Origin of the sequence: Flavihumibacter fluminis, from assembly GCF_021491375.1 — a bacterium.
Classification (GTDB): domain Bacteria; phylum Bacteroidota; class Bacteroidia; order Chitinophagales; family Chitinophagaceae; genus Flavihumibacter; species Flavihumibacter fluminis.
On sequence record NZ_JAKEVY010000001.1, the window covers coordinates 858732 to 871912 of the forward strand.

Genomic DNA, 13181 nt, shown 5'->3' on the forward strand with positions numbered 1-13181 from the left:
AAAGAATTGACTATGAAACATACGATAGTATACAAAGGATTTCTGTTGCTGCTGGCCGTTGGCGCAGTGAGCTGCAATAAAGACCTGCTGGATTCGCCTCCTTATGGGCAGTCCACCTCCGCGGATTTCTGGAGAAATGCCGATGACGCCGTCTCTGCATCCAATGCACTGTATTCTTTCCTGGGCGACGAATATACGTTTGCTCATACGGAACAAACCTGGGACATCTGTTCAGACGACCAATGGAGAGCCGGTGACCACCCGGAAGACCAGGCCATTGAAGATTTCACGGTTGAACCTTCCAACCCCCAATTGAACGACAGTTGGGCCAGGAAATATGAAATTGTATCTCGAGCCAATGCTGTCCTGATCAATGTACCAGAAATCAATATGGATAATGCCCTGAAAAATCGCATCCTGGGCGAAGCGCATTTTATTCGCGGACTCATCTACTGGCAGTTCTACAAGATCTACGGCGAAGTGCCTTTGATTCTGGAAGCCAATGTTCGGGAAAACAATTACAATGTTCCCAAAGCAAGCATGGCTGAAATGGAAGCGCAGATTGAATCCGATTTTCTTGCTGCCGCAGACCTACTGCTTACAACCAATGACAATGCGAATCTGGGTCGCGCTACCAAAGGTGCAGCCTGGGGTTACCTTGCCAAATTCTATATGTATAAAGAGAATTTCCCCAAGGTGATTGAATTCGGCAACAAAGTAATTACCGGCCCGTATGCGCTGGCTCCAAGTTTTGGCGACAACTTCACACCCGCTACCAAAAACAACCCGGAAGTTCTTTTCTCTATTCAGTGTACAGAAGGCTGGACAGAAAACGTAGCTTCAATTTATTACGGTCCTCGTCCCTGGGGCGGATGGGGCTTCCAGGAACCAATTGATGATCTGGCAGATGAATTTGAACCAGGCGATGAGCGCATGGGCTACACCATGGCAAAAGTGGGTGACATGATTGATGCTGGTGCCTCCAATGGCGGATTACAACCTGTTCCGGCCGGACTCACCAACACCGGTTATTTCTTCCGCAAATATGTAAGCTGGAGACCGGATGGCGGCCTGGACAACAATATGAACATTGTAATGCTCCGCGCTTCTGATATTTACCTGCTGGTTGCTGAAGCAAAGATTCGTTCCGGACAAAACGGAGACAACGAGATCAATGCCGTGCGCCGTCGCAATAATATACCAGATGTAAGCAATGCAACCATGCAGGATCTTATTCATGAAAGAAGAGTGGAACTGGCTGGTGAAAACGAACGTCATCTCGACCTGATGCGTTGGGATCGCGCCAATATCATCGATTTGCGCGCCCATTATGCAATCAACCGTGGTCAGTGGAAACCTGCCCGCACGTTCACTCGCCCTAAAAATTATAAATTCCCGATTCCCCAGCGCCAGATTGATCTGAGCAATGGAGTACTGATACAGAACCCAGACTACCAATAATTGGTTACGGCTTTTTGAGCAATCCCAAACCGGCTCCTATACTTTTGCAGTTTTGTATAGGGCCGGTTTTTTTATTTTTACATCTCCGCAGTTATATATGTTATGAATCAGAACGATTTAAAGGCTTCGCATAAAAATTTTAGTAGCGCAATTGCAGTACTGGTAATTGCCTGTAGCCTGAATGCCTGTACCACTGATTATGCTCCCAAACTGGTAGGCACCTGGGAGATTGATTCGGTATTTGATTACCATAACGGATTTACTTTTACAAATACGAACCCAAGTCCCAGGGAGACACATACCTATAATCCGGATGGCACCATGTTACGAGAAGGAATGGGAGAAAAAAAACAATACTATTATGAATTGAATGATAAACAGCTCATCATTCGAGATTTGCCCAATGCCAGTGTAGGAAATGAAATGGAAATTATTAATCTGGATAACACCCAACTGGTACTCAAAAAAAATAAACGCCCGCTCTTCGAAGGCAAAAAGGAAGTCCGTTATGAACTTCGATATTTCAGCCGAAAGCAATAATCACTTCTGACGTCTCACTTCTCACGTCTCACTTCTCACGTCTCACTTCTCACGTCTCACTTCCAAACAAATCACTGCTCCATTACTGATTCCTGCCAACACCAGATTAGTTCTCCCCGGCCGATCTAATTTAATCAGTGACCTTCCCTCTCCGGTTACACGAAAATTATCCCGCTTCTTGGTGAATTGACCATCGCCCATTCCATGCAGAGAGAGTCCATTTAAGGCATCCACTGGCCCATTGATCACTTCATAACTATAGTCGTTTCCGGTCAACAACAGATCCTGATTCCCATCCCCGTCCCAATCATTCACAAGGATAGCATGAACAGGAGCAAACTGTGCCTCCATAGGCAAAGGCTGAAATTTCCAGGCACTGTCACCACCAGTTAACAACACACCTGAACGCCATTCATTTAATTGCCTGAATTCGGCAGCATTCAAATCAACCTGGGGAAAGAGGTCCTGCATTCTTGCCTTTGCATAATCGTTATACAGCGGAAATTTCTTTCGTAAAAAAGGCAATTGCATCATCAGATCGTCTCTTGGATGAATAGGATATGCCTCTCCGTTAGTAGTATAACTTATCACGCCATGGCGGGTACCTGTTTTACTAAAATCATACCAGTAAACTCCCAGCGACTGATAATCAGACCTGGCATATCGACTGTTCAACCCATGGTTACCCAATACCAGGTCTGGTTGCCCATCCTTGTTACAATCTGCCACTTGCACCGTATTCCACCAGCCTACGGTTTTAGCTAATCCTAATTTTTCCGTGGTGTTTTCAAAACGGCCCTGCCGGTTCATAAATACTGTCACCGGTATCCATTCTCCAACTACCACCAGGTCCATCCAGCCATCCTTGTTCAGATCAACCCAAACAGCTCCGTTCACCATACCAATTGCTTCTAATCCGGGTGCTTTTTCAGCAGCTACCTGAATAAAACGTCCATTCCGGTTTTCCAATAATTGAGAAGTTCCTCCTTCCGGATAATGCTGTGGCCGGATTCTACCGCCAACGAACAGATCCATATCTCCATCCCGATCAAAATCCATTGCAACTGCAACAGATCCACTGGCTGGTATTGCAGGCAATAGATCCTTCGATAGCGTAAATCCTCCCCTGCCATTGTTGATATACAACCGATCCTGGTAATGAACCGATCCCTCAGGAAACTCATTACCACCACTTACTACGTAGAGGTCCTGGTCTCCATCTCCATCAGCATCCAAAAACGCAGCTCCCATATCCTCCGGCATTTTTTTCCCTTCATTAAGTAGCTGACTACGAAAAGCACCATTCGGTTGTTGCAGGTAGATTAAACCCGATTGATTATAGGCGCCACCTATGAAAAAATCATCCCGTTGGTCTCCATTCAGATCAGCTACAGCCATTGGCGGACCACCGGTTGAAAATTTATGTGGTATGAGTGGCTGAATATTAAAATCAGTATAAGGCGTTTCATGGTGGAAAAAATTGATACCCAACTGTTCTTTTTCCAGCTCAAAAAATCCATTTTGTAACATCGTATACGGAAAATAATAAGCCTCCCGGCTATCCTTATACGAAATAACCAGTTCCCTGTTTAAAGGAGGTGATTTGAGTGTCTGCTGCCGACCATCGGGCCAGTTGATAACAAGTGAATCCAGCTGGTTGATGGCACCCAAACCAATCAGCATCCTATTATCAACGGAAGACTGGTAACCTCTAACTACCTGTTGCTCTGAAAACCACATTTCAGTTCCTGCATACAGACGACAACTGGCTCCTATCCCATCCCGGTTTCCTGGTTTCCCTTCCAGCCGTATCCGTAAAAAACTATGTTTTGTTTTTTCAGCAGCAGTATTCCTGTACACAGAAGCCGGTTTTCCCGTATTCACTACAACCAGGTCCAGGTCGCCATCATTATCCAAATCAGCATAGGCAGCACCGGTAGAATACGCATCTGTACTGAATCCCCAATACTTTGACTGATCTGAAAATCGATAATCACCCTCATTACGAAACATGAAATTGTGCAGATAGGCACCCTCCAGTTTTTGCAGTACTGCAAACTGGTCCCTGGTAAGCGGTGCTTTCGGATCAGTTCGCGACAACCCCTGCGCCTGGTAGGTGATAAAATCCCGGTTCGTAATATCTCTTGGATAGCCATTGCTAATAAAAAGATCACGACGACCATCAAGGTCAAAATCAGCAAGGAGCGGGCTCCAGCTCCAGTCGGTAGCGGAGATACCTGCCAGTTGGCCAATTTCACTGAATTCGGGTACATCTCCTTTTATCAATCCTGTATTCAGGTGTAATGAATTCCGCATGAACTGAGGAGCATAACCCACCTGCAACTCGGAACGATAGCGGTCGTGATTGGTAAATCCCAGCATCAGTTTCTGCCGGTAATTATCCGGAGGCAACATATCCACTTCTACCAGATCAGGGAAACCATCGTTGTTGATATCACCTGCATCATTACCCATGGCAGAATAACTGGTATGCTTAAACGCAGAAGTAGCCTGGTCGGTAAATGTTCCATCCCGGTTGTTGATATACAACAAGTCGTTGGAGAGATAATCATTGGAAACGAAAATATCCGGCCAGCCATCCCGGTTTAAATCCGAAACAGCAACACCAAGGCCATATCCTTCCTTTAAAATTCCGGCTTCCCTCGATACATCTCTGAATTTTCCATTTCCCTCGTTCTTGTAAAGTCGGTCAGTATTGATCATTTCCCCATTCACCCGCTTGGGACGAATAATATTCGGCCCCATTTCATCTGTGATATTGGTCAGCAGGTAACAATCCAGGTCATCATCCAGGTCATAGTCAAAAAAAACAGCTTGTACAGTATGGCCGGTATCTGCTAATCCATAGGCTGCCGCCTGATCTGTAAAGCGTCCTTTTCCGTCGTTTACATAAAGCGCATTTGCCCGCTTGTCCGCGGCATGCGGACCAGCAAAACAGAGATAAATATCCGGGTAACCATCCTGGTTGATATCTACAATGGATACACCTGTAGCCCACTTCCCACGGGTATCAATACCCGAAGATTCCGTTTTGTCTTCAAATTGAAAATTACCCTTATTTACATAGAGTTTAGAAGCACCCATATTGGAAGAAAAGAAGAGATCCGGCAGAGAGTCCTGGTTAAAATCTGCTACCCCCACTCCCGCTCCATTATAGAAATACTCAAAACTCAGGATATTCAGTTGCTCATCTTCCCGGATTTCATTGGTGAAATCAATACCTGTTTGCTGCAACGACAGTTCCTCGAACAGAAAATTTTCAGGCGCTTCCGGTTTGCAGGACCAGCAATAAAAAAGAATAATACACAACCAGCTAATTCGTATCATAAAAATCAGATATACACTCAAGCTACAAGTTACAATTCCTGGCCGGCTAAGAGGGAGTACTACGTATTTTGAAGACTATTATTCGCAAAAAGTGAAATAGTTGACTAATAGCAAAGTTAACTTTAGCTTTACTCAAAACTGGTAGCATGGATTCGAGAAGAAAATTTTTACGCAACTCCTTTTTACTGGCTGGGTCTGCTGCATTACCGGCACCATCCCTGTTAGCAGGTGAAGGCCCCTCCTCTGCTCCCGATCAGGATATTGAACTGCAAAACGATTTCAAAAACACATACGTAAAAAACGTATTTGTAACAGAGAATGAATTTCGCAATGCGCAGCCCAACCTGGTACCGGCTCCTTCTTTCGCGCAAGCCAAAGAAATGTTACCCCTCCCCAACTGGAAAGGTAACCAGGCTGCCATCGACATGTACTGGAAAGCCTGGGAAATTGCGTTTAAAAATATCAAGGATCCTGCTCCGAAATCCGGCTTTATTGCTTCCTACATAGATACTGCCTACAATGGCAATATTTTCATGTGGGATTCAACCTTTATCACCATGTTTGCGCGATATGGCACACGGGCCTATCCTTTTCAGCAAACGTTGGATAATTTCTATGGAAAACAACATCCGGATGGATTTATTTGTCGCGAAATATGGGGGCTAACCGGCAAAGACTGTTTCCATCGCTACGATCCTACCAGCACAGGCCCCAATCTGATCCCCTGGAGTGAGTTGGAATATTACCGCCAATTCGGAGATATTCAGCGACTGCATAAAATCTTCCCGGTATTGTGCGCTTATTATCAATGGCTCCGGCTTAACCGCACCTGGAAAGATGGATCCTACTGGTCCAGTGGATGGGGTACCGGTATGGATAATCAACCCCGCGTGCATAAAGAATACAACCCGATCTTTTCACACGGCCATATGACCTGGCTGGATACCTGCCTGCAACAATTGTACATTGGAAAAATCCTGGTTGAATTTGGCTTTTATGTAGAACGCTGGCAGGAAATTGAAGACATTGAATCAGAAACCAAATTCCTGAAGAAATGGATCCGCGAAAATCTCTGGGATTCCAAAACTTCGTTTTTCTATGACCGTTATGCCGACGGTTCAATTGGCAATTTCAAATCAGTCGGTGCCTACTGGGCACTCTGGGCGGATATCCTGGAACCGGATGAATTAAAAAAATTTACTGCACATTTAACGGATACGCAAACTTTTGCACGCAAACATCCAATTCCATCCATGCCGGCCAACCATGAAAAATACCAGCCGGATGGGCGCTACTGGCAGGGAGGTGTATGGGCTCCGACTAATTATATGGTAATTGCCGGACTGAGACAAAACAACCTTCACACCCTGGCATTTGATCTCGCTAAAAAACACCACCAGCAGGTATTACAGGTGTTCAAAGACACAGGCACTTTCTGGGAATATTATGCTCCTGAAACAACTAGTCCCGGACTACTGGCAAGACCTGATTTTATTGGCTGGACCGGCCTCGTTCCCATCTCCATTTTATTTGAAGGAATTTTTGGAATTCGATCCAGCATTCAAACCAATACCATCAATTGGGATGTACGACTGACAGAAGAACATGGAATTGATCGGTATCCGATTGGAAAGGAAGGCATCTTATCATTACAGGCTGCTGCAAGAACCAGTGAAAAACAAAAGCCTTCCCTTACCATTCAATCAAACCTTCCACTCAAATTAAAACTTAGTTGGGCAGGTGGTTCGGATACAATTGATATTAAACCCGGAATGAATAAGATTTAATTAGTTTACTAAAAACTAACAATAAATTAAACTGTGTATCATGTAGAAGATACACAGTTTTTTTATGCGTTTATTGATTGCCGTTAGCTAGTTGATATCCGTCAAATTAAAATTTCATTTCTACGCATTTTGAAGTTTATTATACGCATATGCGTAGGATGCAGTACAACCAGGCCCATATCTTTATGTTTACTACTGCTAAACATTTGTTCATAAACCAAAATTTCTACTCCTCTACAATCAGCATTATTTAACCCTACATATTAATCAACGAAAGCCACTGGTATGAAAAAAATCACAGGTATTTTAGTATTCCTGTTCGGGCTTGCTATTTCCGCAAGCGCCCAACAAAAAATATCCGGAACGGTCAGTTCCGGTAAAGACGGTACGCCCATCGCAGGTGCCTCTGTGATGATTAAAGGCAGTTCGACAGGAACCGTAACAGAAAATGATGGCACTTACACCATCAATATCCCTGCAGGCACGAAAACACTTGTATTCTCTGCCGTTGGCATGAAAACAATCGAACGTTCGGTTGGAAATTCAATCACGGTTGATGTGGTATTGGAGCCAACAGGATCCAGTTTCGATGAAGTGGTTGTGATTGGTTATGCCAATGCCCGCAAACAGGATTTGCAGGGCGCTGTTTCTACAGTAAAAGTGACTGATAATTTTAAAGGACGGCCGGCATCACTGGGTAATATCATACAGGGACAAATGCCCGGTGTGAATGTTACTCAAAGTGGCGATCCTACTTCCTCTGGCTCCATCAGTATCAGAGGTAAAGGCAACAAAAATGGTGATGCCGTACTGATCGTTGTAGATGGTGTTCCAGGCGCTCCTTATAACCCTGCCGATATTGAAACCATCACGGTTTTAAAAGACGCATCCTCTGCTGCCATTTACGGAGCCTTCGCCGGATCAGGTGGTGTGGTACTCATTACCACCAAACAGGCAAAAGCCGGAAAAATGACTATCGAAGCCAATGTTTGGAATGGTACGCAGCAGGCCTGGCGCACGCCCAAAGTGCTCACTGCAGAACAGTTCAACATGGTTTGGAAAGACGCTTCCACTGCTGCCGGCAGAACTGTTCCGAAAACCTACGACCCCATCACCTTCCCTTACGGAAATGTTACCCGTACCGACTGGGTGGATGAGATTTTCCGTACAGGCCGCATGCAACACTATGACCTGACCATCCGTGGTGGTACCAATACGATCAAAGCGCTTGCTTCGGTTAGTTATGATGACGTACAGGGCACCCTGATTAATACCTACAATAAAAAACTGACCACCCGTTTGAATGTTGATTTCAACCTGGCAAAATGGATTGAAATCGGTCAGCATGTATTATATGATTTCAACAAGGGGCAAAGTGCTATCGGTGATGGGCACACGGGAACAATCTTCGGTGCAATGGCTTATCCCCGTTTCAGCACTGTTCGCGAATTCGGTCCGGATGGCGAACTGCTCTACGGCGGTACCGTTCCCCGTTGGGCGCTTGCTGAAGGTTTCAGTGTAGAAGCCGACTTACGTAACCCTGTTGCCATGCTGGAAAAAGTGAAGCATAACAATCCAGCCAATAAGATTTTCTCCAAAACCTCCTTACGTTTGAAACCCTTACCTGGCTTACAGTTCCGCTCTGAATTTTCTGCTGACGTAACCAGCTTCCGCAATGAATCTTTCCAGATGCGCTTCCTGGAACCTGGTCGTACGATCAACCAGAATTACCGTTCAATCTCTAACACCCTCGCGTCGGGATGGAACTGGGATAATATCCTCTCTTACAACAAGACCTTCAACAACGTGCACGATGTAGCCGCCATGGGAGGTTTCCTGATGAACAAACGCACATCCCGCTATAACTGGGCGGAAGTTCGGGGTTACGCGTTCGAAGATCCTTACCAGACTATCTTCAACAACGGTACCGACTGGTCAATCCGTCCGAGTGAAGATATTTGGGAAGAAACCTTCGTTTCTGTTCTGGGAAGAGTGTCCTACTCTTTTGACAACCGCTATTTTGTTTCAGGTAGCGTTCGCCGGGATGCCTCCTCCAAATTGAGCCCAACCAATAACTCGGATGTTTTCCCGGCGGTTTCTGCTTCCTGGAAAATTTCTTCCGAAAACTTCATGCAGCGCTTTCAACAAATCAACCTGTTGAAGATTCGTGCCAGCTGGGGACAGGTTGGAAATATCGCATCCGTGCGCCGATTCATTTATGCACCTCCCTACCAGGTTACTTCCTGGCCGCTTTTCCTCGGACCTAACGGTGAGGGACAGGCTTTTGGAATTTTCCAGCCCACTATTCCCAACCCTAACCTGAAATGGGAAAGAACTGAGCAGATCAATATTGGTCTTGACCTCAGCCTGTTTGACAATTCCCTAACTGCCACTGTCGATTATTTCTCTAAGAAGACCAAGGATCTGATAGAATCCATGCCCACTCCTTCTGTTGCAGGGGTAGCATCTCCTCCTGAATTCAACATTGGACAGGTGGAAAACAAAGGATGGGAATTCACACTGAACTATAACCGAAAAATCGGATCCGTTGATTTTAACATCGGCGGCAACCTGGGTACCTTCGATAACAAGGTGATCAGCATAGGTCAAACCGCGTTCATCGCACATGGCAACGGTGTAAACTCCATGAACCCGCTTCGCTCAACAGCAGGTATGCCCTGGCATTCTTTCTTCCTGATCGATGCTGTAGGTATCTTCCGCAACCAGAAAGATATTGATGATTATACCTGGACCGATCCTGTTAGTGGTACTACCAAAAAAATCCAGCCCAATGCACGTCCCGGTGATCTGCAGTTCCGAGATGTTAACAATGACGGAACCATCAACGACGGAGACCGCGTTTATATGGGCGCGTATGATATGCCGGATTTCAGCTATGGTTTTAACCTGGGAGCCAACTGGAAAGGATTCAGTCTCTCTCTGTTCATGCAGGGTATTTCCGGAGTGAATGTATTCAACGGTGTGAAAGCCATGACCTATACCGGTTCCAAAGGATGGAATATGAGCACCGATGTATTGAATTCCTATAACTACAATCCAAACTCAGATATTCCCAACCTGGCCGTAGTTGAAGATCCGAACGGAAACTTCAGCAAAGTATCTGACTATTTCCTGGATAAAGCAGATTACCTGCGGTTGAAAAACCTGCACCTCGCTTATACACTGCCAAGCAGTTTGATGCAGCAGGTATTAGCATTAAAAGACGCACGGGTACGTGTATACGCAAACGCAGAAAACCTGATCACCATCACCAAGTACAAAGGATTTGATCCGGAAGTAGGCAACCTGGGTATTGATGGCGGAAGATTTCCTGTGTCCCGGATGTTTAGTGTAGGTATGAATGTTTCATTTTAAAAAGTTCCATCATGAAGACGAAACTAATAGCAATCGCTTTAATTATAGCTGCAGGCAGTTTGAGCTCCTGCAAAAAATTCCTCGAATTACAGCCTTATGGGCAGCCATCTGAACTTAATAACCTGACGGATGCCCAGGCAATGCAGGCAGTATATTCCCTGTTTTACTGGCAATACCGGGAAGGCACACTGGGCCGTGGTTTCATGTGGTTTGAAAACTGCAGCGACAACTTCGTTACCGGTCGTACACAGGCCGAAGCACAGAACATTAAAAACTTTCTGGATGAAGGTTCCAGCAGCAGGGATGTGCGTGATAACTGGCCTCAAATGTACCAGACGATCAACTATTCCAACAACCTGATCCGTTCGGCACCCAATGCCACCAAACTTTCCAACCGGGTGCGCAACAGTGTATTGGCACATGCTTATTTCATGCGGGGGTTCTCCTATCTCTGGCTCGCGCCCTGGTATGGCGATAACGGCCCGAATGGCGGTATTCCCATCGTTACAGAAAACACACCAATCGATGAAATCGATGTGCCTCGTCCGACTTCTGTCCTGGAGAATTATGATATGATCATCGAAGACCTGCAAAAAGCAGCTGACCTGCTTCCCTGGTTTGATGAATTGCCGCAGGCAGAATGGGGACTAATGCACAAAACCGCTGCATGGTCGCTCATGGCAAGAGCTGCCCTATACGCTGCACAATACGATCCTTCTTATTACGAGAAAGTAATTGAGTATACTGATCGTGTGATCAGCAGTGGCAAACACGGATTGGTGCCACGTTATGCCGATGTATTTGAAATCGAAAACAACTGGAGTCCGGAATACATCATGAGTGCCACCAGCACGGAGATTGACGGATCCAAATTACCAGGTGTAATCTTCCAGAACGGCGGCTTTGGTATATACAATACCTGGGGCTATTTCCAGCCAACCGTTGAGCTTTGGAAAGCATTCGAAGAAGGTGATACCCGCAGGAAAGCAACCATTGGTTTCCCTGGAGACACCCTGCAATTTGTAGGCAATCAACTTATCTGGGCAGTGAATCCATCTTCGGTTTCCAGTCCAACCGCTATGACCATTGTTAAATACCTCGCACCTTTCCGTCCGGCTGAAGCCGTTGGAAATACGGTTAACCCTAACAGTGATAATGGTACCACAGATTTAAATATACCTATCGTACGCTATTCAGATGTATTATTAATGAAAGCAGAAGCGCTGATCTGGCTGGGCAGGAACGGGGATGAGCCACTGAATAAAGTAAGGGTGCGTGCCGGACTGGACCCCATCACCAACGCAACTAAGGAAGATCTTAAAAGAGAGCGTCGTTGCGAATTCGTGCTGGAATTTGGTGTATTCCGTCACCTCGACCTGGTACGCTGGGGTGATGCACAGGCAGCTTATGCAAAACCATTGCATGGTTATAAAGTGAATTTGTCGGGCAGTACCGTATCCTCGCTGGAAGAGATCGTAGTATGGCCAGCCAGAAACTTCAACCCATCTGTTCACCATGTGTTCCCGATCCCGAACAACGAGATCTCTAAAAGTGTGAACCTGAAACAAAATCTTGGTTACTAAAACCGAACGAACATGAAACAACTTATAACAAACCTGCTGCTGGGCATACTGGTATTCACTACCGGATGTACAAAAGAAGAAGCAGCAAAAGCAGATGGCCGCCTGCTTGGACTCGAATTGAGCTTTCAGCATAAGGATCCCAAAAGCGGTGAAACGCTTACAAATGTGTTCAGCAATTATTACCGCAAAACCGACCAGGTTGAAGTGAACCTGGAGTCTTCACTGGAAATTGAAAAAATTGACATTGTAAATTCAGTAACACAGAGCAAACTCACCACACTGGATGTAAATGGCACCACTGCTTCTTATTCCGTACCGGTGAATGATCTGGCAATTCCATTTGGTCAGCGTGCTTCCCTGTTTTTCCATGTCTATTTCAAGGATGCAGGCAAAGATGGATTCAGCTATCCTTCCATGAAATCCTACACATTCAATGTGATCAGTGAAATTCCTTCCATTGTGAATTTTAAAAGAGCGGATGGCAGCACCACTGAATTAAAGACTACTGATTTTAACATTCAGGGATTTTCGGAAGACCCCAAAAGAGGTGTAGTTGCCACTTTCAAACCAGGCACACCCTCTTACCTTTCTATTGAGGATTCCCCTCTCCTGCAATTTGGAGCGAATAGAAACTTCAGCGTAAGCTTTTGGATCCAATCCAACCACAATATCAGCGATCCGGCAATTCTGGGTACTATGGACTGGAACAGCTCCAATAACAAAGGTTGGGTTGTAGCCTGGCTGAATGGTCGCCTTCGTTTTGTTACAAGTGATGGTGCCGGTTTGAAAAACGATATCCGTCTACCCGAAGGAGAAACAATTCTCGGCGATGAATGGCATTTTGCAACCATCGTGTGCAATCGGAATTCCAGCCTTTCCATTTACGTAGATGGTGTTGAAAGAGTGTCCGGCGCTGCAGTTCCCATGGATATCAACAACGGAACTACGGTTAAAATAAATCAGGATGGAACCGGAAGTTATGGAGATCGTCTTGGTAGTAAATTCGGCAGTGTCGTATTTTATGATCAGGCACTTACAGCTGCTGAAATTCTGGACATTTACAACAGCACCAAATAAGCGGTTCAAC

7 protein-coding genes are annotated in these 13181 nt (G+C 45.5%); 6 read left to right on the forward strand and 1 reads right to left on the reverse strand.

The features are described 5' to 3' along the window. Positions 1–12 precede the first annotated feature (12 nt). Both L0U88_RS03770 and L0U88_RS03775 read left to right on the forward strand, forming a co-directional pair. Positions 13–1461: a RagB/SusD family nutrient uptake outer membrane protein gene (locus tag L0U88_RS03770; protein ID WP_234864274.1), complete on the forward strand. Its 1449-nt coding sequence runs from the start codon at positions 13–15 to the stop codon at positions 1459–1461. A 102-nt stretch (positions 1462–1563) separates the two neighbouring features. Beyond that, positions 1564–2001 (forward strand): hypothetical protein, encoded by a 438-nt coding sequence (locus tag L0U88_RS03775; protein WP_234864275.1) that lies wholly within the window; start codon positions 1564–1566, stop codon positions 1999–2001. A gap of 42 nt (positions 2002–2043) precedes the next feature. Here the strand turns inward: L0U88_RS03775 and L0U88_RS03780 are convergent, their stop codons facing one another. Then, complete coding sequence (locus L0U88_RS03780; RefSeq protein WP_234864276.1) at positions 2044–5349, reverse strand: VCBS repeat-containing protein; 3306 nt, start codon at positions 5347–5349, stop codon at positions 2044–2046. A 146-nt stretch (positions 5350–5495) separates the two neighbouring features. Between L0U88_RS03780 and L0U88_RS03785 the strand changes: the two genes are divergently transcribed. From L0U88_RS03785 to L0U88_RS03800, 4 genes are all read left to right on the forward strand, one after another. Next, entirely contained in the window at positions 5496–7136 is a 1641-nt protein-coding gene (locus L0U88_RS03785; RefSeq protein WP_234864277.1) for an alpha,alpha-trehalase, read from the forward strand. A 285-nt stretch (positions 7137–7421) separates the two neighbouring features. Next, positions 7422–10511: a SusC/RagA family TonB-linked outer membrane protein gene (locus tag L0U88_RS03790; protein WP_234864278.1), complete on the forward strand. Its 3090-nt coding sequence runs from the start codon at positions 7422–7424 to the stop codon at positions 10509–10511. 11 nt (positions 10512–10522) lie between these two features. Beyond that, positions 10523–12094, forward strand: a complete 1572-nt coding sequence (locus tag L0U88_RS03795; RefSeq protein WP_234864279.1) for a RagB/SusD family nutrient uptake outer membrane protein — start codon at positions 10523–10525, stop codon at positions 12092–12094. Between the two features lie 12 nt (positions 12095–12106). Further along, positions 12107–13171: a LamG domain-containing protein gene (locus tag L0U88_RS03800; protein ID WP_234864280.1), complete on the forward strand. Its 1065-nt coding sequence runs from the start codon at positions 12107–12109 to the stop codon at positions 13169–13171. Positions 13172–13181 lie beyond the last annotated feature (10 nt).

Bases quoted from the DNA above. Each gene is read 5' to 3' on its own strand.
- L0U88_RS03800 (WP_234864280.1), top strand. From the start codon at position 12,107: ATGAAACAACTTATAACAAACCTGCTGCTGGGCATACTGGTATTCACT.
- L0U88_RS03790 (WP_234864278.1), top strand. From the start codon at position 7,422: ATGAAAAAAATCACAGGTATTTTAGTATTCCTGTTCGGGCTTGCTATT.
- L0U88_RS03770 (WP_234864274.1), top strand. From the start codon at position 13: ATGAAACATACGATAGTATACAAAGGATTTCTGTTGCTGCTGGCCGTT.
- L0U88_RS03775 (WP_234864275.1), top strand. From the start codon at position 1,564: ATGAATCAGAACGATTTAAAGGCTTCGCATAAAAATTTTAGTAGCGCA.
- L0U88_RS03785 (WP_234864277.1), top strand. From the start codon at position 5,496: ATGGATTCGAGAAGAAAATTTTTACGCAACTCCTTTTTACTGGCTGGG.
- L0U88_RS03780 (WP_234864276.1), bottom strand. From the start codon at position 5,349: ATGATACGAATTAGCTGGTTGTGTATTATTCTTTTTTATTGCTGGTCC.
- L0U88_RS03795 (WP_234864279.1), top strand. From the start codon at position 10,523: ATGAAGACGAAACTAATAGCAATCGCTTTAATTATAGCTGCAGGCAGT.